The organism is Arthrobacter globiformis NBRC 12137, assembly GCF_000238915.1.
Lineage (GTDB): Bacteria > Actinomycetota > Actinomycetes > Actinomycetales > Micrococcaceae > Arthrobacter > Arthrobacter globiformis.
This window is the reverse complement of record NZ_BAEG01000014.1, coordinates 43,093-66,590: the sequence shown is the minus strand read 5'-3', so window position 1 is coordinate 66,590 and position 23,498 is coordinate 43,093. Positions and strand designations below refer to the sequence as shown.

Annotated in this window: 20 protein-coding genes; 12 read left to right on the top strand and 8 right to left on the bottom strand. The window is 66.4% G+C overall.

Annotation, left to right across the window (positions count from 1 at the left end):
* Nucleotides 1-69 precede the first annotated feature (69 nt).
* The gene (locus ARGLB_RS02445; protein ID WP_003798517.1) at nt 70-963 is read left to right on the top strand and encodes a hydroxymethylpyrimidine/phosphomethylpyrimidine kinase; all 894 of its coding nucleotides are present in this window, start codon (nt 70-72) and stop codon (nt 961-963) included.
* A gap of 107 nt (nt 964-1,070) precedes the next feature.
* Here ARGLB_RS02445 and ARGLB_RS02440 read toward each other — a convergent pair whose 3' ends face one another.
* The gene (locus tag ARGLB_RS02440) at nt 1,071-2,345 is read right to left on the bottom strand and encodes a serpin family protein (protein ID WP_043417726.1); all 1,275 of its coding nucleotides are present in this window, start codon (nt 2,343-2,345) and stop codon (nt 1,071-1,073) included.
* Nucleotides 2,346-2,521: 176 nt separating this feature from the next.
* Here ARGLB_RS02440 and ARGLB_RS02435 point away from each other — a divergent pair, with 176 nt between their 5' ends.
* Nucleotides 2,522-2,806, top strand: coding sequence for an iron chaperone (locus ARGLB_RS02435; RefSeq protein ID WP_003798515.1), 285 nt, complete (start codon nt 2,522-2,524; stop codon nt 2,804-2,806).
* Between the two features lie 168 nt (nt 2,807-2,974).
* Here the strand turns inward: ARGLB_RS02435 and ARGLB_RS02430 are convergent, their stop codons facing one another.
* The gene (locus ARGLB_RS02430; protein WP_003798514.1) at nt 2,975-4,723 is read right to left on the bottom strand and encodes a pyruvate dehydrogenase; all 1,749 of its coding nucleotides are present in this window, start codon (nt 4,721-4,723) and stop codon (nt 2,975-2,977) included.
* 512 nt (nt 4,724-5,235) lie between these two features.
* Nucleotides 5,236-6,750: a helix-turn-helix transcriptional regulator gene (locus ARGLB_RS02425; protein ID WP_003798512.1), complete on the bottom strand. Its 1,515-nt coding sequence runs from the start codon at nt 6,748-6,750 to the stop codon at nt 5,236-5,238.
* Between the two features lie 162 nt (nt 6,751-6,912).
* Between ARGLB_RS02425 and aceA the strand changes: the two genes are divergently transcribed.
* Together aceA and aceB are read left to right on the top strand one after the other, a co-directional pair.
* Nucleotides 6,913-8,229, top strand: a complete 1,317-nt coding sequence (gene aceA, locus ARGLB_RS02420) for an isocitrate lyase (protein WP_003798511.1) — start codon at nt 6,913-6,915, stop codon at nt 8,227-8,229.
* Between the two features lie 224 nt (nt 8,230-8,453).
* A complete protein-coding gene (aceB, locus tag ARGLB_RS02415; RefSeq protein ID WP_003798510.1) occupies nt 8,454-10,124 on the top strand; it encodes a malate synthase A in 1,671 nt (556 codons plus the stop codon).
* 207 nt (nt 10,125-10,331) lie between these two features.
* Here aceB and ARGLB_RS02410 read toward each other — a convergent pair whose 3' ends face one another.
* From ARGLB_RS02410 to ARGLB_RS02395, 4 genes are all read right to left on the bottom strand, one after another.
* On the bottom strand, nt 10,332-11,525 hold the full coding sequence (locus ARGLB_RS02410) for an MFS transporter (RefSeq protein WP_003798504.1): 1,194 nt from the start codon (nt 11,523-11,525) through the stop codon (nt 10,332-10,334).
* A gap of 160 nt (nt 11,526-11,685) precedes the next feature.
* On the bottom strand, nt 11,686-12,435 hold the full coding sequence (locus ARGLB_RS02405) for a ThuA domain-containing protein (protein ID WP_003798502.1): 750 nt from the start codon (nt 12,433-12,435) through the stop codon (nt 11,686-11,688).
* A 1-nt stretch (nt 12,436) separates the two neighbouring features.
* Complete coding sequence (locus ARGLB_RS02400; protein ID WP_003798496.1) at nt 12,437-13,531, bottom strand: Gfo/Idh/MocA family protein; 1,095 nt, start codon at nt 13,529-13,531, stop codon at nt 12,437-12,439.
* A gap of 49 nt (nt 13,532-13,580) precedes the next feature.
* The gene (locus ARGLB_RS02395; protein WP_003798493.1) at nt 13,581-14,792 is read right to left on the bottom strand and encodes an ROK family transcriptional regulator; all 1,212 of its coding nucleotides are present in this window, start codon (nt 14,790-14,792) and stop codon (nt 13,581-13,583) included.
* 136 nt (nt 14,793-14,928) lie between these two features.
* Between ARGLB_RS02395 and ARGLB_RS02390 the strand changes: the two genes are divergently transcribed.
* The 6 genes from ARGLB_RS02390 to ARGLB_RS02365 all read left to right on the top strand — a co-directional run bounded on the left by ARGLB_RS02390 (nt 14,929) and on the right by ARGLB_RS02365 (nt 20,782).
* The gene (locus ARGLB_RS02390) at nt 14,929-15,687 is read left to right on the top strand and encodes a sugar phosphate isomerase/epimerase family protein (protein ID WP_003798492.1); all 759 of its coding nucleotides are present in this window, start codon (nt 14,929-14,931) and stop codon (nt 15,685-15,687) included.
* Nucleotides 15,684-16,805, top strand: coding sequence for a Gfo/Idh/MocA family protein (locus ARGLB_RS02385; protein ID WP_003798490.1), 1,122 nt, complete (start codon nt 15,684-15,686; stop codon nt 16,803-16,805). Before ARGLB_RS02390 ends, ARGLB_RS02385 begins: the two co-directional genes overlap by 4 nt.
* Nucleotides 16,806-16,813: 8 nt before the next feature.
* Nucleotides 16,814-18,013 carry a Gfo/Idh/MocA family protein gene (locus ARGLB_RS02380; RefSeq protein ID WP_003798488.1) on the top strand — a complete coding sequence of 400 codons (1,200 nt, stop codon included), beginning with the start codon at nt 16,814-16,816 and terminating at the stop codon, nt 18,011-18,013.
* Between the two features lies 1 nt (nt 18,014).
* Nucleotides 18,015-19,016, top strand: a complete 1,002-nt coding sequence (locus tag ARGLB_RS02375) for a sugar phosphate isomerase/epimerase family protein (protein WP_003798486.1) — start codon at nt 18,015-18,017, stop codon at nt 19,014-19,016.
* Between the two features lie 345 nt (nt 19,017-19,361).
* On the top strand, nt 19,362-19,667 hold the full coding sequence (locus tag ARGLB_RS23945; RefSeq protein ID WP_003798482.1) for a TolB family protein: 306 nt from the start codon (nt 19,362-19,364) through the stop codon (nt 19,665-19,667).
* Between the two features lie 86 nt (nt 19,668-19,753).
* Nucleotides 19,754-20,782: a Gfo/Idh/MocA family protein gene (locus ARGLB_RS02365; RefSeq protein WP_003798481.1), complete on the top strand. Its 1,029-nt coding sequence runs from the start codon at nt 19,754-19,756 to the stop codon at nt 20,780-20,782.
* A gap of 41 nt (nt 20,783-20,823) precedes the next feature.
* Here the strand turns inward: ARGLB_RS02365 and ARGLB_RS02360 are convergent, their stop codons facing one another.
* On the bottom strand, nt 20,824-21,864 hold the full coding sequence (locus ARGLB_RS02360; RefSeq protein ID WP_003798478.1) for a glycosyltransferase family 4 protein: 1,041 nt from the start codon (nt 21,862-21,864) through the stop codon (nt 20,824-20,826).
* Nucleotides 21,865-22,042: 178 nt separating this feature from the next.
* Between ARGLB_RS02360 and ARGLB_RS02355 the strand changes: the two genes are divergently transcribed.
* Both ARGLB_RS02355 and ARGLB_RS02350 read left to right on the top strand, forming a co-directional pair.
* Nucleotides 22,043-22,735: a DsbA family oxidoreductase gene (locus ARGLB_RS02355; RefSeq protein WP_003798476.1), complete on the top strand. Its 693-nt coding sequence runs from the start codon at nt 22,043-22,045 to the stop codon at nt 22,733-22,735.
* Between the two features lie 46 nt (nt 22,736-22,781).
* Nucleotides 22,782-23,432, top strand: a complete 651-nt coding sequence (locus ARGLB_RS02350) for a TetR/AcrR family transcriptional regulator (RefSeq protein WP_003798474.1) — start codon at nt 22,782-22,784, stop codon at nt 23,430-23,432.
* The last annotated feature ends 66 nt before the right edge of the window (nt 23,433-23,498 follow it).

Here is a 23,498-nt window from a genome sequence, read left to right as displayed (position 1 = left end):
CCGCCCGTTTTGGTCATACTGTTCATGAGCACAATGCGAGGGCTGCTCGGCCGGTGGCAGGATGGGGGCATGACTTCTACCGCGTTTGACTCCACCGCTTTGGCGTCCGATACCGCGTCCGACGCCGTTTCCGGCACCACCGCAGCTCCCGCCGTCGTCCTGACCATCGCAGGCTCGGAGGCGACCGGCGGGGCGGGAGCACAGGCCGACCTGAAAACGTTCCAGGAACTCGGCGTTTTCGGCATCGCCAACCTCACGTGCATCGTGTCGTTCGACCCGGAGAATGACTGGAACCACCGCTTCGTGCCCGTGGACCAGGAAGTCATCGCGCACCAGCTGGAAGCGACGACGGCGGCCTACGGTGCCGCTTCCGGCGCACCTTCCGTGCTGGACACCGTGAAGATCGGCATGCTGGGCAGCCCGGCCACCATCTCGACCGTGGCCACCGCTCTGGCGTCGGGTGCGTTCAGCAACGTCGTCCTGGACCCGGTGCTGATTTGCAAGGGCCAGGAGCCGGGCCATGCCCTGGACACGGACCAGGCACTCAAGGCACAGATCCTGCCGCTGGCCACGTTCGTCACGCCCAACCACTTCGAGGCCGAGTCGCTGTCCGGTCTGGAGATCACCGACATCGAATCCCTCAAGGCTGCGGCAGTCCGGATCCACGAGCTGAGCGGAGCCGCGGTGCTGGCCAAGGGCGGCGTGCGGCTGTCCGGTCCCAACGCCGTCGACGTTTTCTATGACGGCGAAACCCTCGAGGTCCTGACGGCGCCGAAGGTGGGCGAGGTGGCAGTCTCCGGCGCCGGCTGCTCGCTGGCTGCGGCGGTGACGGCGGAGCTGGCCAAGGGTGCATCTCCGCTGGAGGCAGCCCGCACGGCGAAGGGGTTCGTGACCGCGGGCATCCGCAACCGCGTGGCCTCCGGCGCCCCGTTCGACGCCCTCTGGCAGGGCGGCCCGCGCTGACTCCTCTCCGCCCCCGCGGACGCTCTCTCACTTTTCGCACGAAAAACCGGGACGCTCCATCACTGGAGCGTCCCGCTTTTCTCTGCAGGATCTGAGAGAGCGTCCGGTCAGGAGCGCGGGTCCGCCACTGTTCCCATGAAAAGAGGCAACCCGGTTTCAACGTGCACTATCTGGTAGTGGAACGGCCGGTCGAAGTCGATGGTGTGTTCGGGCCGGGGTGGCGCGCTGGTCACCCTGCCGTTGATTTGGGTTACGGCGGCAGCCACGGTTCCCTTCTCGGCCACCGTGATGTTGGCGGTCTGCGCTGCCTGCATGATGGTCATGTTCGGCTGGATCGCGTTGAAGTCCTCAGTGGTGGTGAGGGTCTTATGCAGTCCGGCGTCGTCCAGGACGGTGCGCAGCTCGAAGCTGCATTTGTGGTCCCAGCGGGGCAGCTGAATCTGCACGGTGTCCCGAGGCGCGGTGTCCAAGGCGCTCGCGATTTCCATGAGCCGTGGCCCCTTGGATAAGGCATCCGCCCCGGCGTCCGGCAGGACCAGACGCATCACGAAGCCCTCAGCATACGGGAGGTCCACACCCCGCCAGCCTGCCCCTTCCGCGTACTTGATCTCCAGCAGGTTGTGCATGGCCGGGACGTCGATTTGCTCGCCGCCGTCGAGGGTGAAGGGCAAATCCGACGTTGAGGCCGGGTCAAACGGGGTCTGCCAGGCCGCCGCAAAGTAGACGGAATTGAGCAGGCTGAACGTGTTCCGGGGGTCGTACTTCGCGGGCGCTTCCTTGATCCGGCCGCCCGTGTTCCTGTCCACCCAGGCATCGATCGCGGGCTTGGTGGCGCCCTCGTCGGTGAAGTCCACCGGATATACGCCGGTTCCGTAGTGCCTGGCCAGCGTACCGAGGAATGATCCACCGGTCGGCACGCCCTTGTCCACGAACAATCCGTTGGCGGCATGCATGACAGGCCTCCGCGGCGGGTTGTCCTCGTCCACGGCCCCGGGATCGCCGTCGAACTTCGCCAGGGACGCGAGCAGCGCATTCATGGCCTCGTCGCGCCTCTCCACCGGGAAACCCACAACACTGTCCAGCTCGGCAGCCGTTTCCCCGGACGCGCCGGCCCGAAGCATCGCCAGTGCAACCAGCAAGCTTCCCGGCGAGGACACCACATTCCCGCCCGAACCGTCGCCGCCGTTGGCCAGCATTGCCTGGCCAAGTCCCAAGGCGGAGTCCCGGAACGCGCGGAACTCAGCGGCGTACGCCGTGCCATCCACCGAAACCCGCTCCACGCCGTCGGCCTTCAACATTCCCGGCACCGGCGCCGAGCACGCCGTTGCGAGTGTGACCGCGGCCGAGGCCGCCACCATCTTGGCCATTTGGATCCTCTTCATTGCAGTCCTCGGCTCATCCGGCGAACACCGTATGTTCACAGTCAATCAGCGGGGGCTGACAGTAACGATGCCTGTCCGGTCACGGTTTGCCGTCGGTTTGGTCTCATCCCCGGCGCCCACATATCCGGCCCGGGCGTATCCTCGAGGCATGCCGATGGATCGAGGAGGAGCGCGGCATGGCCCAGCATTTCGACAGCGTTGACGATTACATCGCGCAGTTTCCCGCCGATGTGCAGGACGTCCTCCAGGAGGTCCGGCGCAGGCGCCGTGCGGCTGTACCGGGTTCCGGCGAAAAGATCAGCTACGGCATCCCCACGGTCACGCTCGGCGGCAAGTATGTGGTGTATTTCGCGGGCTGGGCGCGGCATATTTCGGTCTACCCGGTGCCGTCCGGCGATGACGCCTTCCAGGCTGACGTTGCGCCCTTCCGGGCCGCCAAGGGCACGCTAAATTCCCGCTAGGCAAGCCGCTCCCCTACGGACTCATCGAACGGACGGCGGCGCTTCTCGCCGCCGAGCGCCGGGTGCAATAACCGCAGTCTGTACCACCCGCCGTCGAACGCGTACGACGGCGGGAGCGGACGACGGAGGGCACACCCGCCGTCCGCTTTGCGATGGTGCGCGCCACCCTTACCGCCGCGGAATGTTCCGGACGTTGCTGCGCGCCATGCTCACGGCCTCGCCGGCGCCGCGGTTCAGGACCACCTTCGACATGGCGGTGGCGAACCCGAGGACCTGCGAGCCAGTGATTTTCGGCGGAATCGACAGCGCCTTCGGATCCGTGATCAGCTCCACCAGCGAAGGGCCCGGATGGGCGAAGGCTCCACGGTAGGCATCCTCGATCCGGGCAGGATCCGTGACGCGGACGGCATGGAAGCCGAGGGCACGGGCGACCGCAGAATAGTTGGCGTCCGGCACATCGACGCCGAAATCAGGCAGCCCGTCCACGAGCATCTCCAGCTTGACCATGCCCAGGGTGGAGTTGTTGAAGACCACCACGTTGACCGGCAACCGGTGCGCCGCCACGGTGATGAGCTCACCGAGAAGCATGGACAGTCCGCCGTCACCCGAAACCGAAATGACCTGGCGTCCGGGGTACGCCAGCTGCGCGCCGATCGCGTGCGGCAGTGCGTTGGCCATGGAGCCGTGCAGGTAGGAGCCGATCAGCCGGCGGGTGCCCAGCGGGTTGATGTAGCGGGCGGTCCACACGTTGCACATGCCCGTGTCCGCGGTGAAAATGGCATCCTCCGCCGCTACCTGGTCCAGCAGCGACGCGGCATATTCCGGGTGGATCGGCTGTTTCTTTTCCACCTTGCGGGTATAGGCGCCGACGGCCTTGTTCATGAGCTTGTCGTGCTTCTTGAGCATCTGGTTGAGGAAGCGGCGGTTCTTCTTGCGTTCCAGCAAGGGCATGAGTGCCGTGAGCGTGGGCAGCACGTCGCCATGGACGGCGATGTCGACGTCGGTCCGCCGGCCCAGCCTGTGGGCGGCCCGGTCCACCTGGGCGGTGCGGGTGCCGGGCAGGAACTGGTCGTAGGGAAAGTCGGTGCCCAGCAGGATCAGCAGGTCCGCGTCCTCAATGCCTGCGGCGGCCGCTCCGTAGCCGAGCAGGCCGGTCATCCCGATGTCATAGGGGTTGTCGTACTGCAGAAAGTCCTTGCCCCGCAGGGTGTGGCCGACCGGCGCGCCAATCAGTTCCGCGAGCGCAATGACCTCATCATGGGCGCCCTGCGTGCCCGCCCCGGCGAAGATGGCAACCTTGCCGGCAGCGTTGATGGCATCGGCGAGTTCCTGGACGCTTTCCGGCGCCGGTGTCAGAGTGGCCGGCCGGAAGTTTGCTGGCATCGGAGTCTCACCGGTTGCCTCCAGGCCGGCGATGTCGCCGGGAACGGTGACGACGGCGACGCCGCCCAACGCGACGGCGTGCTGGATGGCGCTGTGCATTACCCGGGGAGCCTGTTCCGCAGTGCCGATGAGCTCCGAGTAGACGGAGCATTCGTTGAAGATCCGGTCAGGATGGGTTTCTTGGAAGAAGCCGCTGCCGATCTGCTTGCTCGGGATGTGCGAGGCGATGGCCAGAACAGGTGCCCCTGAGCGGTTTGCATCGTACAGGCCGTTGATGAGGTGAAGGTTGCCGGGGCCGCAGGAGCCGGCACACACGGCGAGTTTTCCTGTCAGCTGGGCTTCGGCTGCCGCGGCGAAGGCTGCGGCCTCCTCGTGCCGGACATGGATCCAGTCGATGCCGCCCTGCTGCGATCCGCCGGTCTGACGGACGGCGTCGACGATCGGGTTGAGGCTGTCCCCGACGATTCCGTAGATCCGCTGGACGCCGGCGGCCTGGAGTTGTTCGATGAGCTGGGTGGCAAGTTCCTTGGCCATGGGTGCACGCTCCCGCAATCAGGTTGGTGGGCTGACAAGGGCCAATATAGTCCGCTCACCTTGGCGGGGGTTTCAGCTCTTGGACGGGAACGACGACGGTGAAGGGCTTTTCGCCGGCCTCATGGCGTCACGTACAGCAAGTTCTTGGGCTGTTGGGGCAGGGGGATCCGCGGATTTCCGGGCTTCCAAATGGGGATGCCCGCTATAAACCTGTCATGCGTGACGCTCAGCTCCCAGCCACGTGGCAGTAGTCATTTGTCACCCAGAACGGCCCGCGCCCAGCCTGACGCGGGACTGCTAGCGCGCTGGGGACTCCCTACCTTCCCGCATTGGGCGCAAAAAAGCTGCACCGGCGAGACGCCAAGAATGCGGTCAAGGAGGCCAGGCTGTGGCGGACGGAGAACGGCCTTGGGTTGCCCTTCCTGGACTGACGGCTGAGAGAGCGTTCCGGGATGCGCTGCAGGAACTGCGAGAGGGTCGTGGAAAACCCGCCTGATCGGACAGAGCGCCGGTCAGCTTCCCGAGTGGGCCTGCAGGAACGTGTACACCTCTGTCTCGTCCACGCCGGGAAAGGCGCCCGGGGGCATGGCGGCCAGCAGGTGGGAGTGGGCCCGCGCGGACGGCCAGGCGTTGCCCGCCCACTCGGATGTCAGCGCCGCCGGGGGCCGTTTGCAGCAGTTGGGGTCGGGGCAGTTGGACGTTGCCCGGGCCGTCGTCTCCCGGCCGCGGAACCACTTCACGTGCTGGTACGGGACCCCGATGCTCAGCGAGAACTGCCCGGTGGCCGACCGGTCCGTGCGCGCCGTACACCAGTACGTGCCTGACGGCGTGTCGGTGTACTGGCTGTAGGCGCTGAACTTGTCCGGGACGTCGAACACGGCGCGGGAGGTCCAGGCCTTGCAGGACGGCTGCCCTTCGATGGCCCCTGTGTGGTCCTGCGGGAAGTTGACGCCGTCGTTCTCGTAGGCCTTGTAAATGATCCCGCTCTGGTGGGTCTTCTGGAAATGCGTGGTGATGCCCAGGTGTTTGGTGGCCAGGTTGGTGAATCGGTGGGCGGCCGTCTCGTACGACACGGCGAAGGCGTCGCGGATGTCCTCCACCGCGATCTCCTTCGCCGATTTGGCTTTTTGCAAAAATTCCACGGTGGCCTGCTCCGGCAGCAGGAGCGCCGCTGCGAAATAGTTCGTAGCCACCCGCTGGGCCAGGAAATCACCGTAGTTCCGGGGCGTCTCATGCCCCAGGACGTAGTGGCCCAGGGCCTGCAGCAGCACGGAGCGCGGGTCATGGTCCTGCCGCTCGCTCTGCGTCAGGTAAATTCTGCGGTTCTTCAAATCCGTCACCGAACGGGTGGAATGCGGCAGGTCACCCACATGGTGGAGGGTGAATCCGAGGTGCTCCGCGATGTCTGCGATGACGTGCTGGCTCAGCGGTCCGGTCGTGTAACCGACCTCCTTGAGCACCTTTTGCGCCTCGGCCTCGTACTCCGGAAAGTAGTTGCCGCGTTCGCGCATCATGGCCCGCAGTTCACCGTTCGCGCGGCGGGCTTCCTCCGGCGTCGCCACCTGCTCGTTCATCTTGCGTTCGAGCTCGTGCAGCAGTCCCACCTGGGCCTCCAGGACATCCATCGGCAACCGCGAACTGATGCGGATTTTGGGCAGGTTCAGGGACTCGTACAGCGGTCCGCGCTGGTACCGTTCGAGCTCGATTTCCAGGCCCGCCCGGCGGCTGGGCGGCTCGGCTCCCAGCAGCTGGTCAATGCCCACGCCGAGCGCCCCGGCCAGGTGCTGCAGCAGCCCGAGTTTTGGTTCCCGCTTGCCGTTTTCAATGAGGCTCAGCTGGCTCGGTGCAGTCCCGACGGCGGCACTCAGGTCATCGAGTGTCAGGCCCGCCTGCTTGCGCAGGTGGCGCACCCGGCGGCCCAGCGCAATGACGTCCAGTTCGGCTGCCGGCGGGGACGACGGCGGCTGCGAAACTTCCCTGTTCCAGCTTGAAGGCGACATTTCTGAAGAATACGCGAAGAAACGCATTTCTTTCCAGCTTTTTCCTCTAGAAAGCGCTTTGGAAGTGCAGAAAAGTAGGTGTCACGAAGGAAAACCCCCTCCGGAAACTGGCCGGACCTGCAAAGGCGCAGGGACGGTCAGCCCGGAAAAACTTCCCGGAATGGCCCGGGAGCTAACAAGGAGACAAAGATGACTGCAGCATTTGAGCCCAACCAGCAGACGCCCGAGCAGCAGGCCGCCGCACTGGAGCTCGAGTGGGCTGCCAACCCGCGCTGGGAAGGCGTCACTCGGGACTACTCCGCCGCCGACGTCGTCCGTCTCCGCGGCCGCGTCTCCGAAGAGCACACCCTTGCCAAGCGCGGCTCCGAGAAGCTGTGGAAGCAGCTCACCGAGGAGCACAAGGAAGGCAAGTACACCAACGCCCTCGGCGCCCTCACCGGCAACCAGGCCGTCCAGCAGGTCAAGGCGGGCCTGCGCGCCATCTACCTCTCCGGCTGGCAGGTGGCCGCCGACGCCAACAACTCCGGCCACACCTACCCGGACCAGTCCCTGTACCCGGCGAATTCTGTTCCCACGGTGGTCCGCCGCATCAACAACGCCCTGCTCCGCGCCGACCAGATCGAGTTCTCCGAAGGCATCCAGACCGTCGAGGACTGGCTGGTGCCAATCGTCGCCGACGCCGAGGCCGGCTTCGGCGGTCCTCTGAACGCCTACGAGCTGATGAAGTCCATGATCCAGGCCGGCGCCTCGGGCGTTCACTGGGAGGACCAGCTCGCCTCGGAGAAGAAGTGCGGCCACCTCGGCGGCAAGGTCCTCATCCCCACCCAGCAGCACGTCCGGACCCTGAACGCGGCCCGCCTCGCCGCCGACGTCGCCGGCACCCCGTCCGTCGTCATCGCCCGCACCGACGCCGAGGCAGCCACCCTGATCACCTCCGACGTCGACGAACGCGACCAGGAATTCATCACCGGCGAACGCACCCCGGAAGGCTTCTACAAGGTCCGCAACGGCATCGAACCCTGCATCGCCCGCGCCAAGGCCTACGCCCCGTACTCGGACCTGATCTGGATGGAAACCGGAACCCCGGACCTCGAGCTTGCCAAGAAGTTCGCCGAAGCCGTCAAGGCCGAGTTCCCGGACCAGATGCTCTCCTACAACTGCTCGCCGTCGTTCAACTGGCGCAAGCACCTGGACGACGCCACCATCGCCAAGTTCCAGCGCGAACTCGGCGCCATGGGCTTCACGTTCCAGTTCATCACCCTGGCCGGGTTCCACGCCCTGAACTACTCGATGTTTGACCTCGCCCACGGCTACGCCCGCGAAGGCATGAGCGCCTACGTCGAACTCCAGGAAAAGGAATTCGCCTCCGAGTCCCGCGGCTACACCGCAACCAAGCACCAGCGCGAAGTCGGCACCGGCTACTTCGACGACATCTCCACTGCGCTCAACCCGAACGCATCCACCCTCGCCCTGGTCGGATCGACCGAAGAGGGCCAGTTCCACTAACTCTTAGCGTTCGACGGCGGCGCTTGCGTCCGCCGGCGGACCGGACGATCCTCTGCCTGCTATTCCCCATGCCGGCCCCATGACCTCGTAGAACTCGGTCGGGGGCGGGCACAGGGCCCCTTTTACGCAGGCTGCCGGATGCCCGGACCGTCGGCTTGTGCGTTAGTTGCCGCAGTGCCGCTACCCGCCGTCGAACTTCCCTTTTCGTCTTTAAGGAGACTGAAATGAACAGCTTTACCGATAGCTTCACGATCAATGGCATAACCTTGACCGCTCAGCCGATTTGCCGGCAGGGAGAGGTTCTCACTCCGGATGCGCTGGGCTTCATTGCGAAGCTGCACCGGGCCACAGCGGACCGGCGGCAAGAGCTGCTGCGGGCGCGCCGGGCCCGGCGGGAGGACATCGCCCGGGGCCAGGACCCCCGCTTCCTGCGGGAGACCGAGTCCGTCCGGAACGATCCGCATTGGCGGGTCGCTCCCCCGGCACCGGGTCTGGAGGACCGCCGGGTGGAAATCACCGGGCCGGTGGACCGCAAAATGACCATCAACGCCCTGAACTCCGGTGCGAAGGTCTGGCTGGCGGACATGGAGGACTCCTCCACGCCGTCGTGGCGCAACGTCATCCAGGGCCAGCTGAACCTCACCGATGCCCTGGAGCGCCGGATCGACTTTACCTCGCCCGAGGGCAAGGAATACAAGCTCCAGGCCGCCGAGGACCTGCCCACCATCGTGGTCCGGCCCCGCGGCTGGCACCTGCCGGAGAAGCACATGCTCATCAACGGCGAACCCATCGCCGGCGGCATCGTGGACTTCGGCCTGTACTTCTTCCACAACGCCCGCCGCCTCCTGGCCCAGGGCAAGGGCCCGTACTTCTACCTGCCCAAGATCGAAAACCACCTCGAAGCCCGGCTCTGGAACGACATCTTCATCCTCGCCCAGGACCTGCTCGGCATCCCGCAAGGCACCATCCGCGCCACCGTGCTGATCGAAACCATCACCGCCGCGTTCGAAATGGAGGAGATCCTGTACGAACTGCGGGACCACGCCGCAGGCCTGAACGCCGGCCGCTGGGACTACATCTTCTCCCTCATCAAGAACTTCCGCACCCGCGGACCCCGCTTCGTCCTCCCCGACCGCGGCCAGGTCACCATGACCCAGCCCTTCATGCGGGCCTACACCGAACAGCTCGTGCGCGCCTGCCACAAGCGCGGCGCAATGGCCATCGGCGGCATGGCCGCCGCCGTCCCCAACCGCAAGGACGAGGCCGCCAACGCGAACGCCTTCGAGAAGGTCCGCGCGGACAAGACCCGCGAGGCAGCCGACGGCTTCGACGGCTCCTGGGTGGCGCACCCGGACCTGGTGCCCGTGTGCCGTGAGGTGTTCGACGGCGTCCTCGGCGATAAGCCCAACCAGCTGGAGCGCCTGCGTGAAGACGTCACCCCCGACGACCGCGCCCTCATCAACGTGGCCGCGACACACGGCACCATCACCGAACAGGGCATCCGGAACAACATCGAAGTGGGCATCCGCTACATCGAGTCCTGGCTGCGCGGCAACGGCGCAGTCGCCATCCACAACCTGATGGAGGACGCCGCCACCGCGGAGATCTCCCGCTCGCAGCTGTGGCAGTGGATCTACTCCCGCGCCATCACGGACCACGGCGAGATCATCAGCCGCGAATGGGTGGAGGAGATGCTGGACGAGGAATTCGCCCGGCTGGAGCGCTTCGACGGTGACCGCTTTGCCGATGCGCGCGATATCTTCGAGGAGGTCACGCTGAGTGACAAGTTCCCCAGCTTCCTCACGGTTCCCGCCTACGCCCGGTACCTGCACGAAGCCCGCGAGGGTGTCGACGCCACAGCCGAGGCCATCGAGGACGAGCTCGTCGCCGCGTAGGCATCGCCCCTGAACCGTCTCACACTTCCGCCCGCCGGGCCGCCACGCCCTTCGCAACAGGCACCCCCGAAGGCCGGGGAGGCGGCCCGGCAGCGGAACCACCTTGCAGCGCGAGCTGGCAGCTAATGACCCAAAACCCACGTTTGAGGGCGTTAGCTGCCAGTTCGCGCTTTGAGGTTTAAGGAATGTACGACGGCGGGACCGCAGCTAGCGCTGGCGGGGCACCTTCCGTACGGACAGCGTGGTTGAAATGACGAACGCCAGCACGGACCCGAGGATCACCAGGAGGGGCATGGACCAGGTGTCCGACGTGCTGTGGACGTAGCCCACCACAGTCGGGGCCAGCGCCGCTACGCCGTAGCCCACACCCTGGACGATCGCCGATATCCGGCCCGCGGACGCCTGGTCCCGGGCGAGCTTGATGATGGCGATGAAGATGAGTGTGATGCCTCCGCCCTGCGCCACTCCCCCGAGCGAGGACCACAGCCACCACAACTGGGGAACGAACAGCAGCCCCAGCGGAACGGTCAGCCACATGGCACCCAAGGTGACCGCCACCGCCGTCGTGCTCATGAACCGGGCCGCAAGCGGCACACCCAGGCCGCCCGCGATGGCCATGATCTGGAACAGGGAGGACCCTGCCCCGGCGGCTGCCGGCGTCATGCCGAGTTCATCGGAAAGCAGGGTGGGCAGCCAGGCGGTCACGCCGTAATAGGAGATGGCCTGGCCGGCGAAACCGACCGTCAGACCCACCGTGATCCATCGCGACGCCGGGCGGCCGGCTGCCGGCGGGCCGCCCGTGCCGTCGTCGGCCGCGGGGATGAAGGCCCGGCGGCCGGAGGCGAAAATCCAGACGCCGACGGCCGCGATGGCGAAGGCCGCAGAGCCCGCAATGGCAGCCCGCCAGCCGGCCAGCTCCGCCAGCGGCGCCGTAACCACGGACGTGGCAAACGAGCCGACGTTCAGTGCAGCCGTGTAGATGCCCATGGCGGTCCCTTGGCGCCGCGATGAGAAATCCCGCCGGATGATCAGCGGCACGGCGATGTTGCCCACGGTGATGGCCAGGCCCAGGATGACCGTTCCCGCCATCACCATGGCCCCGCCGCCGGCCGAACGGACCGCCACACCGGCGAGGACGCCCGCCAGCGTGAGGGTGATGGCCAGCTCCGCCCCGAACCGGCGCCCGGCCAGCGAGGCAAGCGGCGCCGCGAGCGAGAAGCACAGGACCGGAATCCCGGTCAGCAGGCCCAGCTCAACGGGTGAAAAACCCAGCTCCCGCTGCATTGGACCCAGTACCGGTGCCACCGCCACGAAGGGGCCCCGCATGTTGAGGGCGATGAGTCCGATGCACGCGAGCAGGATCCAGCTGCGGGGAACCTTCGTTCCGGTGCCGCCCCTCATAGGGCGCGGACGTCAGTGTGCTGGGAGCGTGCAAGGGGTTTCATCACCCTTATTGCTATCATGCGGCGCCCCCAAGGGCGGAAAGACGGCGGGTCCCAAGTGTGCGTTCGCGCTGGACCGGCGGGTCCCAAGTGTGCGTTCGCGCTGGACCGGCGGGGTCCTAGGGAGCCTGCAGGAACCAGTCCCGCGGGGCATTGCTGACGCCCGGTGCCTCGCGGAACCGGCCCGGCTGCGCCACCCACCCCACGCCGTTGGCGATCACCTGCTGGATCTGCGGCTGGTGGTACACGGGGTACTCCTGGTCGCCCGGGCTGAAGTAGAAGATCCGGCCCTTGCCGCGCGTGAACGTCACACCCGAGCGGAACACCTCGCCGCCTTCAAAGGAGCTGATGAAGATGAGGTCGTCGGGCTCGGGAATGTCGAAGAGCTCGCCGTACATCTCCTGCTTCGGGATCACGATGGGGCTTTCCACGCCGGCGGCGATCGGGTGCGACGGCTTCACCGTCCACACGAGTTCCCGCTCGCCCTCGTTCCGCCACTTCAGGGAGCATGTGGTGCCGAGCAGTTTAGTGAAGATCTTGGCGAAGTGCCCGGAGTGCAGCACCACAAGACCCATGCCGCCCAGAACGTGGCGCTGGACCCGCTCCACCACGTCGTCGCTGACCTCGCCGTGGGCAACGTGCCCCCACCACAGGAGCACGTCGGTGGCGGCGAGGGTCTCCTCGGACAGGCCGTGTTCCGCGTCGGCCAGCGTGGCGGTGGTGATGCCGGAGCCGGGGTAGAAACCCTTGAGTCCGTCGGCGATGGCGCCGTGCATGCCCTTGGGGTACATCTCAGCCATGGTTTCCGGCTGGTTGTTCGCCTCATGGACACCTTCGTTCCATACCAGGATGTTGAGTTTGCCGGTCATGTCAGAGCCTCACTTCGCGCTGTTCGAGGGCGGACTGGTAGCAGGCGTCGAGCACCAGGGCACGGGTCAGGGCGAGCGAGCCGTCGTGGGCGCCCCACACGGTCTCGCCACCGCGGACGGCTTCCACAAAGTCCTCCACCACAGCCTGGTGCGCCCGGCCCGGCTCGGCGACCACCACGTAGTCGGCGTTCTCGCCGTCCTTTTCCTTGAAGATCCGGACATCTGCGACAGGAACGTTGGAGGCCCCGACGGCGCGGAGTTCCGCTCCGCCGTCTGTCCCGTAAACGGTGAAGTCCATCAGGTCTTCCTCGTCCCGGTAGGCTGCCCAGCCGGCTTCGAGGACCAGTGTGCCGCCACCTTCAAGACGGATGAACGCCGACGCGAAGTCCTCCACCTCAAACTTGTGGGAGGACTTCATGGCGGTGTAGCGGGCGTTGCCGCCCAGGCCGCGGGGGCCCAGCTCGGAATGCGTCGACGCCGAGACGGAGATGACCCTGGGTTCGCCCAGCAGGTGCAGGGCATAGTCCAGGACGTGGACGCCGATGTCGGCGAGCGGGCCGCCGCCCGCCAGGGCAGGGTTGGTGAACCAGCTGCCCAGCATCGGGATCCCCTGCCGGCGGAGCCACGAAGCCTTGGCGTAGTACGGCCGGCCGAGTTCGCCGTCGTCGATGATGCCTTTCAGCTTTTGGATGTCACCGCGGCGGCGGTGGTTGAAGGCCACGTCCAGCACGCGGCCGGCTTTACGCGCCGCTTCCACCATCTGGAGGCCTTCCTCGCCGTTGCGTGCCAGGGGCTTTTCGCTCAGGACGTGCAGTCCCCGTTCAAGCGCCGCGATGGCAATCGGGGCGTGCAGGAAGGTCGGCACGGCTACGCTGACGGCGTCGAGCCCGTCGAGTTCGATCAGGTCCTCCCAGCGGGCAAACGTGTGGGGGACGCTGTACTCGTCCTTGATGCTCCTAAGCAGGTCCTCTTCCATCGCGGCGACCGCAACCAGCTCCACGCCGTCGAGGTTCTTGTAGGCCTCGATGTGCTGCTGGCCGGCCCAGCCGATGCCAACGACGCCGACCCGCAGGGGCGCCGATTTATACTTGCTCAATTCAAGTCTCCGTTTCACTTCAGTTGGATGTTGGGGTGCGTGCTGGCCGTTACCCCGCAGCTTGCAGGCTGGCCTCGATGACGGCCGGGGACAGGACGTGCTGGGTGACCATCTGACTCGCGCCCAGCACTGCAGCCTGGCCGCCCGCCATCGACAGGCCAATGCGCAGGTGCGTGGTGGCCAGGGGCAGGGACCTTCGGTAAACCACTTCCCGGACGCCCGCCATGAGGTGTTCGCCCGCCTGGCCCAGGCTTCCGCCAACGACAATGACGGAGGGATTGAGCAGGTTCACCACCGTGGCGAGCACGTCACCCACGTCCCGTCCTGCCTGGCGCAAGGCCTGGATCGCCTGCAGGTTGCCGCCGGCCACCAGGCTGAGGACGTCGGCTCCGCTCTCCGCCTGAACGCCCTGCGCCGCCAGTGCCCGCGCCACAGCCGGGCCCGACGCGAGCGCCTCAAGGCAGCCATAGTTGCCGCACCGGCACAGAACGTCATCGCCCCGCGGCACGCGGACGTGGCCCAGGTCCCCCGCCGTGCCGTTGGCGCCGCGCTGCAGTTGGCCGCTGCTGATGATGCCGGCGCCAATGCCCGTGGCCACCTTGATGAACAGGAAATTGTCGTGCTCCGGCCAGTGGGCTGTACGTTCACCCAGCGCCATGATATTGACGTCGTTGTCCACCAGTACCGGAACAGGGAACGAGCCCTGGACGTGGCGGACCACATCAAACCCGTCCCAACCCGGCATGATGGGCGGCTTCACGGGCATACCGGTGGCATGCTCCACGGGTCCCGGGAGGCCGATCCCCACACCAGCAAGGTCCTTCGAAGTCCTCCCCGTCACCGCCAGCAGTGACGTCGCATCGGTGATGATCCGCCCCAGCACGGCTTCCGGCCCCTCGGCCACGTCCTGGGCCAACCGCCGTTCACTGAGGATCTTTCCGCCCAGGTCAGTGACAGCGATGATCACGTGTGTAGCACCGACGTCGACAGCCAGCACTACCCGGGCAGCCGGCTTGAAGGCAAAGCGCGACGGCGGCCTGCCGCCGCTCGATGTCGCCTCACCCGCGGGACCGACCAGTCCGGAGGCAATCAGTGCGTCAATGCGTGAGGCCACCGTGGAGCGGGCGAGCCCCGTGGTCAACGCGAGCTCAGCGCGGGTTCGGGCCTTCCCATCGCGAAGCAGCTGAAACAGGTCGCCGGCTCGCGAGAGACTTCCGATGTTGTCCGTGGAGGCCAGTTCCGCATGCCCAGTTCGACTCATGGGATCAGTGAAGCACGATTGCTTCTGCGTGTCACACCTCAAAAAGCTTGTCGATAACTTTCCGACTTTTGCTTGACGAACGGCAAAAGTCATCCTAGGTTGAGCAATAACCAGACAGAATCCGCAAAGGAGCGCCATGTCGTATTCCCTCCAGCTGTACACCCTCCGCAACGCCATCCAGGAGGATCTGCCGGGCACCATCCGGAAGGTAGCTGAGATCGGTTTCACCCAGGTGGAGCCCTACAACTTCGTGACCACGGCCAAGGAGCTCGGCGCCGCACTGAAGGAGAACGGCCTGACCGCCCCGTCCGGCCACGCTCCCTTGCTGAGCCAGGACCAGGACCAGATCTTCGCCGCCGCCAGGGAACTCGGCATCGGCACGGTGATCGAGCCGTACATCACCGCCGAGCACTGGCAGAAGGCCGAGGACATCCAGGCGACCGCAGCAAAGCTCAACGCCGCCGCCAAGAAGGGCGCCGAATACGGCATTCGCGTCGGTTACCACAACCACGCCTGGGAACTGGAGTCCACCATCGACGGCAGGACAGCCCTGGAGTACTTCGAAGGGCTGCTGGATCCCGAGCTGGTCCTGGAGGTGGACACGTACTGGGTTGCCGTGGGCGGCCAGGACCCGGTGGAGATCCTGACCAAGTTGGGCGACCGGGTGAAGTTCATCCACATCAAGGACGGACCGCTGAACACCGACACCAAGGCCCAGCAGCCGGCGGGCCAAGGCAGGATCCCGGTATGGGACGTCATCGGCGCGGCAAAGTCCCTGGAAGTGGGCGTCGTGGAATTCGACGACTACACCGGTGACATCTTCGACGGCATCACCCAGTCGCTCAGCTTCCTGAACTCCGGCTCCGCAAAGACCACCGGAGGAGCACAGGCATGAGCGGCGGCGCATTCGCCCACCGCGGCCCCGTCGGTGTCGGCGTCATCGGCGCCGGTAACATCAGCAAGCAGTACCTGGACAACCTGACCGTCTTCCCGGACCTCAAGGTCCACATCATCGCTGACCTCTTCGAGGAGGCTGCCGAGGCACGCGCCAAGGAGTACGGCATCCCCGAGTGGGGCGGCGTGGATGCCGCGCTGAACCATCCTGACGTCGAAATCATCGTGAACCTGACCATCCCGGCGGCGCACGTGGAGGTGGCCACCGCCGCCGTCAACGCCGGCAAGCATGTCTGGACCGAAAAGCCCTTCTCGCTGGACCGCGAATCGGGACTGGGGCTGCTGAAGACGGCCGACGCGGCGGGAATCCGCCTCGGCACCGCGCCGGACACGTTCCTCGGAGCGGGACTGCAGACTGCCCGCAGGCTCATCGAACGCGGCGACATCGGCACCCCACTCACCGCCATGACCACGTTCCAGACCCCCGGGCCGGAGTCCTGGCACCCGAACCCGGCCTTCCTGTTCCAGCACGGTGCAGGGCCGCTGTTCGACATGGGCCCGTACTACCTCACAGCCCTCGTCCAGACGTTCGGGTCGGTCCGGAAGGTCGCCGCCGTCGGGTCCAAGGCCAAGGGAGTCCGCGTCATCGGCTCCGGTCCCAAGGCCGGCGAGGAATTCACCGTGGATGTCCCCACCCATGTCTCCGCGATGGCCCAGTTCGAGGGTGGCCAGTCCTCGCACAGCGTCTTCTCGTTCGAGTCGCCGCGCCTGCGGATGGGATTCGTGGAGATCACAGGCACCGACGCCACCATCTCACTTCCGGACCCCAATAATTTCGACGGCGACATCAAGCTCTGGCGCACCGGCGACGAAGACTGGACGGTCATCCCGGCCACCGGCCCGGCCAACGGACGCGGCATGGGCGTGCTGGACATGGCACGCTCCATCCGCGCCGGAGTTCCGCACCGCGCCACCGGCAACCTCGCCTACCACGTCCTGGACACCATGGTCTCGATTTCCGAATCCGTGGAATCGGGAACGTTCGTCGACGTCGAAAGCTCCGTCCCCGCGTCCGCAGCCCTCCCCGAGGACTGGAACCCCACCGCCCTCACTCTCTAGGAATACCAATGACTTCCCGCGAATCACCCGGCACACCGTCCGTAGCCAGCCGCCCTTTGGGCGTGGCGATGATCGGTTACGCCTTCATGGGCAAGGCCCACTCGAACGCGTGGCGGAACGTGGCCAGCTTCTTTGACGTTCCGGTCTTCGAGCAGAAAGTGCTCGTGGGCCGGGACGCCGGCCAGGTCGCCGCGGCAGCGGCAAAGTATGGCTGGGCCGAGTCCGCGACGGACTGGCGCTCCGTCCTGGAACGGGACGACATCGACATCGTCGACATCTGTGCCCCAGGCTGGCTGCACGCCGAGATCGCCATCGCCGCCCTCGAAGCCGGGAAGCATGTGCTCGTGGAGAAGCCGCTGGCCAACACCCTCGCGGAGGCCGAGGCCATGACCGACGCTGCCAAGGCGGCGCGGGCCAGGGGCGTGCAGTCCATGGTCGGATTCAACTACCGCCGAGTGCCCGCACTGGCACTGGCCCGGCAACTGATCGCGGAGGACCGCGTCGGCGCCGTGCGGCATGTGCGTGCCGCATACCTGCAGGACTGGCTCGCGGACGCGGAATCACCAATGACCTGGCGGCTGAACAAGGAAACCGCCGGGTCCGGTGCCCTCGGGGACATCGCCTCCCACGCGATCGACCAGGTCCTGTTCCTCCTCGGGGACTCCGTGACCGAGGTTTCCGGCCGGCTGCACACCTTCACGACAGTCCGGCCCGGACAGCACGGGCCGGAGGCCGTGACGGTCGACGACGCCGCCTGGGCCACACTGTCCCTCGCCTCCGGGGCCATCGCCTCCATCGAAGTATCAAGGGTGGCCACCGGTCAGAAGAACTCCTTGAAGCTGGAGGTCTACGGCGAGAAGGGCACCATCCTCTTCGACCTCGAGAACCTGAACGAGCTCGGCTTCCTGGACGCCACCGCTCCGGTGCGGGAGCAGGGTTTCCGCCGGATCCTGGTCAACGAGCCCGACCACCCCTACCTGGATGCCTGGTGGCCGCAGGGCCACATCATCGGCTGGGAACACACCTTCACGCACGAGATCCGCGACTTCCTGTCCGCGATCGGCGCCGGCGAGGCGCCGTCGCCGGCGTTCGAAGAGGGCCTCGCCGTCCAGCGCGTGCTGGCCGCCGTCGAGGAGTCCGCGGCAGCGAAAAGCGCCACCATCCAACTCGTCCAGCCCACCGGCGCCACACCGACCAAAGGAGCCTGACATGCCCCGCCCGTACACCCTGTTCACCGGCCAGTGGGCCGACCTCCCGTTCGAGGAAGTCGCCAGGCTGGCTTCCGGCTGGGGATACGACGGCCTCGAAATCGCCGTCTCCGGCGACCATCTGGACGCCTGGCGGTGGGACGAACCCGGCTACGTCGAAGCCAAACTCGCCATCCTGGACAAGTACAACCTCAAAGTCTGGGCGATCTCCAACCACCTCAAGGGCCAGGCCGTCTGCGATGACCCCATCGACTTCCGGCACGAAGCCATCGTGGGATCCAAAGTCTGGGGCGACGGCGACCCCGAAGGCGTCCGACAGCGTGCCGCCGAGGAAATGAAGCACACCGCCCGGCTCGCCAAAGCCCTCGGCGTCGACACCGTCGTCGGGTTCACCGGCTCCTCCATCTGGCAGTACGTCGCCATGTTCCCGCCCGTCCCGGAAAAGGTCATCGATGCCGGCTACCAGGACTTCGCGGACCGCTGGAACCCCATCCTGGACGTCTTCGACGAATGCGGCGTCCGCTTCGCCCACGAAGTCCACCCGTCCGAGATCGCCTACGACTACTGGACCACCGTCCGCACCCTCGAAGCGATCGGCCACCGCGAAGCGTTTGGCCTGAACTGGGACCCCTCCCACTTCATGTGGCAGGGCATCGACCCCGTCTCTTTCATCTGGGACTTCAAAGACCGGATCTACCACGTGGACTGCAAGGACACCAAGCTCCGGTTCACGGGCCGAAACACCGTCATGGGCTCCCACCTGCCCTGGGGCGACCCCCGCCGCGGCTGGGACTTCGTCTCCGCAGGACGCGGCGACGTCCCCTGGGAATCCTCCTTCCGCGCCCTCACCGCGATCGGCTACACCGGCCCCATCAGCATCGAATGGGAAGACGCCGGCATGGACCGCCTCCACGGCGCCCCCGAAGCCCTCGCCGCGCTGAAGAAGTTCGACTTCCCCGCCTCCCAGACCAGCTTCGACGCCGCCTTCAGCACCAAAGACTGACCGGCAGGCACCCGCCACATCACAACGACGCCGTGTTCGGCGAAGCCCGGTGGGGACAGGGCGCACAATGCCGGTGGCGGAACATTTGAAATCAAGGAGCTCTGGAAATGTTGCGGACCCTTCAGCCGGGCCAGCGCTGCGAGGTTTGGATCGCGTCCGTCACTGGCGACCGCGAGCTGGTGTTCAGGTCCGACGAACTCCTCCTCGAAGCGCCCAACTGGACTCTCGACGGCTCGGCCCTCATCCTCAACGGGGACGGCGCGCTCTGGCGGTTCGAGCCGGGGCAGCGGCCAGCTCAGCCAGGTTCCCCTCAGCGGCATCCCCGAGCTCAACAACGACCACGTTTTGGCGCCCGACGGGACAGGCATCTTCCTATCGGCAAACGACGGTCACATTTACCATGCGCTGCTCGGCGGCGGAGAGGGCCGGAGGGTCACGGCCGACGACGGCTTCTTCCACTTCCTGCACGGAGTGAGTCCCGACGGCGGCGAGCTCGCCTATGTGGGTATCGAGGCCGGAAACTTCACGCAGCCCGGCCGGCTCCTGACCCTGCCCGCTGGCGGCGGGCCGCCGTCGTGGTTCGACACCGGTGACGGGCACTGCGACGGCCCCGAGTACTCGCCCGAGGGAGAATGGCTCTGGGAACACTGAACGTCAACAGTTGGGCGCCCGATTCCACCCGGTTCGCGTACGTCGCGTACCCGCTCGCCAACTCCAACCCCGCAAAGGACTGAGCAGTGACCAACCACCCCAATGGCACTTCCGACGGACACATCCGCTGGGGAATCCTCGGCACGGGATTCATCGCGGGCCTGCAAACGCAGGACCTTGCCGAGAACGGCTTCACTGTGCAGGCCGTCGGCTCCCGCAACGCAGAATCGAGCAAGGCGTTCAGTGAAAAGTTCGCCATTCCCACCGCACATGCAAGCTATGAAGCACTGGTTGCGGACCCGGACGTCGACGTCGTTTACATTGCCTCGCCGCACACGTACCACCATGCCCACGCGCTGCTCGCCCTGAACGCCGGAAAGCACGTGCTGGTGGAGAAGCCGTTCACCATCAACGCCCGGCAAGCGCAGGAAATCTTTGCGCTGGCTGAGGCCAAGGGGCTCGTGGCACTGGAGGCCATGTGGAGCCGCTTCCTCCCCCACATGATCCGGCTCCGCGAGATCATCGCGGAGGGCTCGCTCGGACAGATCCGGAAGGTCACGGCCAGCCACAACCAGAACCTTCCCAAGGATCCCACGCACCGGCTCAACGATCCTGCCTTGGGCGGCGGTGCGCTGCTGGACCTCGGCGTCTACCCGGTGTCCTTTGTCCTGGACGTCCTCGGCACACCGGACACCATCCGGGCCAGCGCCGCGATGACGGCCACGGGCGTGGACAGGCAAACGGCAGCAATCTTCGAGTACGCGGACGGGCAGCAGGCTCTCGTGGACTGTGCCCTGGACACCGCCTCAAACAACCGCGCCGCCATCATTGGGACTGAGGGGTGGATCGACATCGAACCCACTTGGTACAACCCGACGCCCTTCACCCGGTTCGACACTGCGGGCAATGTCCTGGAAAAGTTTGACCAGAGGGTCACCAGCCGGGGGATGCAGTACCAAGCGGCCGAGATGGAACGCCTCATCGGGGCCGGCCTCACCGCGGGCATTGTTCTTCCCCCGAACGAGAGCGTGGCTGTCATGGCCGCGATGGACGAGATCCGCCGCCAGATCGGCCTCAAGTACGACGCCGCCCAGGAAGGGACCCCCAATGACTGAAACTGTGCAGTCCCGGATCACTGCCAGCTGGGTCAATATAGCTAGGTGATGTGCCGGCGCTCCGCGGCATGTCCGCCCACAATCTCTTCATAGAGCGCCAGGTGGTCCGCCACCATGCGGGCCGAGCTGAAGCGATGCTCCACCGAGGCGCGGCAGGCCGCCCGGCTGAGGCCTCCGGCTTGGGCGGCGAATCCAGCGAGCTGGTCGACCCCGCCGAGGTAACCCGTGATCCCGTGCTGCACGATTTCGGGAGCCGCACCGGCGGGAGTCCCCACAACGGGCGTTCCGGTAGCCAGCGCCTCAATCATCACGAGTCCAAATGGTTCCGGCCACTGGATCGGATTCAGGAACGCCAGCGCGCCGCCCACCAGTTCGTATTTTTCGGCGTCGGACAGCGGCCCCGTGAACTCCACATCAGGTCCCAGCGCCGGCCTGACGACGTCGTCGAAATAGCCCTGCTCCTCGGGTCCCTGGATCCGGGCGCTGATGCGCAGGGGGATTACTGCGGCACGTGCGATGTGGATTGCTTCGAGGATGCCCTTGTCCGGGGACATCCGTCCGACGAAGCACAGGTAACCGCCGTTCCCCTGGCCCACCGGGACCGACGCCACGTCCATGCCATGGTGGATCACCTTCGTCACCGGGACTTGCGGGGACCGGCTGACCTGGTCATGGGAGATGGCAATGATGCCGGCGGTCTTGCCTATGGCGCTGTACAGGTCCAGGGCCTGCGGTGCCAGTCGGATGTGGATGGTGGTGACCACCGGAACTCCGGCCGGCCGGTGGGGATACAGCGGTCCGGTCATGGTGTGGTCGTGGATGATGTCGACGCCTGCCATGCCGTCGTATGCCCGGATGATGTGGCTCAGCTCCGACAATGCCAAACCCATATCCGCCGGTTCCGAGGGACGCATCCGTGGAGCCAGGGGAACGGGGCAGGTGCTGTCCGACGGGGCGGCCAGCAGGACCTCATGCCCGGCCGCGGCGAACCCGCGCGCAAGGCTGTCCACCACCCGTTCGGTGCCGCCGTACCCGGGCGGCGGAACCGGGATCCATGGGGCCGATATCAGTCCAATGCGCATGTTGCCTCCCACGAATGTACGGCCTGACCGCCGGGAGTTAGTCCAAACAATATGGCCGGACCCGCCGCCAGACAAGGGCTGCGGGAAGCCTGGCTACCAGAGAACAGCGTCCGGCCGGCGTGACCAAAGCAACTGCCTCCGCAGGAATGCCCAGGAGGGCCCGGGAGTTGTCGCAGGCATGAAGATTGAGATCTGGTCAGACGTCGCGTGCCCCTGGTGCTACATCGGCAAGCGCCGGTTCGAGGCCGCCCTTGCCGAGTTCCCGCACCGCGACCAGGTGGAGGTGCAGTGGCGCAGCTACCAGCTGGACCCGACCCTGCCCGAACACTACGACGGCACCGAACTGGACTACCTCAGCACACGCAAGGGCCTCGCCCCCGCCCAGGTCACGCAGATGTTCGAGCATGTAGCAGCCCAGGCCAAAGGTGAGGGCCTCAACTACCGGTTTGACGCCGTCGTGGTTGCCAACAGCTTTACGGCCCACAGGCTGATCCATCTGGCTGCGGTGCACGGCAAGCAGGATGCGGCCAAGGAGCGGCTGCTCAGCGACCACTTCGAGCACGGCAAGGACATCGGCAGCCCCGACTACCTCGCCTCGGTCGGCGCAGATCTTGGGCTCGGCGCAGGTGACGTTGCCGAGCTGTTCAGCACCGACAGGTACGCCGACGACGTCCGCCGCGACTTCGCCGAAGCCCGCGCCCTGGGCATCAGCGGCGTTCCGTTTTTCGTGATCGACCGCAAGTACGGACTGTCCGGCGCCCAGCCTGCGGCGAGCTTCACCATGGCCCTCGAGCAGGCCTGGCAGGAGTCGCACCCGCTGGTGATGGCCGGCGACGCCGAAGCGTGCGGTCCGGACGGCTGCCCCGTCTGAGGCTTGTCCTGAACGGTTTGGTGACAGATGGCGGTAAAGTGTCCCTATGCCACGGATCTCGGCCCCCAGCAACGCTGCCCAACGCGCCGAGACCCAGCGCCGCATCCTGAACGCCTTCGGTGAGCTCCTTTTCTCCCACGGCCTGCCCGGGCTCACCATGACGGACGTCGCCCGGCATGCAGGGATTGGCCGCACGGCTGTCTACAACTACTACGCCGACATCGAAGAGCTCCTGATCGCTTACGCGCTCGTGGAGACGGAACGGTTCATGACGGGGCTGCGCGAGTCGCTGGCCCGGCTGGACAATCCGGTGGCGCAGCTGGCCCTGTACGTGCGTGCCCAGGTGGAGGATCTCAGCCGGCGCCATCTGCCCCCGGGTCCGGCCATGGGCTCAGTCCTCTCGCCGGCGTCGTTCGCCAAGCTGGCGGACCACGTGGGCGGGCTCAATGACATGCTGCAGGACATTTTGCGCGACGGCATGGACCAGGGCTACTTCCCCAAGGCCGATCCCCTGCAGCAGGCGCAGCTGATCCACGGCACGCTCTCCTCCAGCGCCGCCCGCGGCGGCGACGCCGACGAAGATCTGGAGGACAGGATCTCCCGGACCGTCCGCTTCATCCAGCTGGGCGCCGGGGCAAGGTTCGACGACGGCGGCCACCCCCTGCGCCTGCAGCCGCCGGCCGCTGCGGCCGGCTAAGGAGGCCGGCTAAGGAGCAGGCGGGATCAGCCGGCCGGCTAAGGGCAAGCCAGCGGCAGGACCCGG

What these genes read in the sequence shown, in the direction of transcription:
- ARGLB_RS02355 (WP_003798476.1), top strand. Translation starts at nt 22,043, where the DNA reads ATGAAGATTGAGATCTGGTCAGACGTCGCGTGCCCCTGGTGCTACATC.
- ARGLB_RS02375 (WP_003798486.1), top strand. Translation starts at nt 18,015, where the DNA reads ATGCCCCGCCCGTACACCCTGTTCACCGGCCAGTGGGCCGACCTCCCG.
- ARGLB_RS02410 (WP_003798504.1), bottom strand. Translation starts at nt 11,525, where the DNA reads ATGAGGGGCGGCACCGGAACGAAGGTTCCCCGCAGCTGGATCCTGCTC.
- ARGLB_RS02405 (WP_003798502.1), bottom strand. Translation starts at nt 12,435, where the DNA reads ATGACCGGCAAACTCAACATCCTGGTATGGAACGAAGGTGTCCATGAG.
- ARGLB_RS02445 (WP_003798517.1), top strand. Translation starts at nt 70, where the DNA reads ATGACTTCTACCGCGTTTGACTCCACCGCTTTGGCGTCCGATACCGCG.
- ARGLB_RS02435 (WP_003798515.1), top strand. Translation starts at nt 2,522, where the DNA reads ATGGCCCAGCATTTCGACAGCGTTGACGATTACATCGCGCAGTTTCCC.
- ARGLB_RS02390 (WP_003798492.1), top strand. Translation starts at nt 14,929, where the DNA reads ATGTCGTATTCCCTCCAGCTGTACACCCTCCGCAACGCCATCCAGGAG.
- ARGLB_RS02360 (WP_003798478.1), bottom strand. Translation starts at nt 21,864, where the DNA reads ATGCGCATTGGACTGATATCGGCCCCATGGATCCCGGTTCCGCCGCCC.
- ARGLB_RS02395 (WP_003798493.1), bottom strand. Translation starts at nt 14,792, where the DNA reads ATGAGTCGAACTGGGCATGCGGAACTGGCCTCCACGGACAACATCGGA.
- aceA (WP_003798511.1), top strand. Translation starts at nt 6,913, where the DNA reads ATGACTGCAGCATTTGAGCCCAACCAGCAGACGCCCGAGCAGCAGGCC.
- ARGLB_RS02430 (WP_003798514.1), bottom strand. Translation starts at nt 4,723, where the DNA reads ATGGCCAAGGAACTTGCCACCCAGCTCATCGAACAACTCCAGGCCGCC.
- ARGLB_RS02380 (WP_003798488.1), top strand. Translation starts at nt 16,814, where the DNA reads ATGACTTCCCGCGAATCACCCGGCACACCGTCCGTAGCCAGCCGCCCT.
- aceB (WP_003798510.1), top strand. Translation starts at nt 8,454, where the DNA reads ATGAACAGCTTTACCGATAGCTTCACGATCAATGGCATAACCTTGACC.
- ARGLB_RS02350 (WP_003798474.1), top strand. Translation starts at nt 22,782, where the DNA reads ATGCCACGGATCTCGGCCCCCAGCAACGCTGCCCAACGCGCCGAGACC.
- ARGLB_RS02425 (WP_003798512.1), bottom strand. Translation starts at nt 6,750, where the DNA reads ATGCGTTTCTTCGCGTATTCTTCAGAAATGTCGCCTTCAAGCTGGAAC.
- ARGLB_RS02385 (WP_003798490.1), top strand. Translation starts at nt 15,684, where the DNA reads ATGAGCGGCGGCGCATTCGCCCACCGCGGCCCCGTCGGTGTCGGCGTC.
- ARGLB_RS02440 (WP_043417726.1), bottom strand. Translation starts at nt 2,345, where the DNA reads ATGAAGAGGATCCAAATGGCCAAGATGGTGGCGGCCTCGGCCGCGGTC.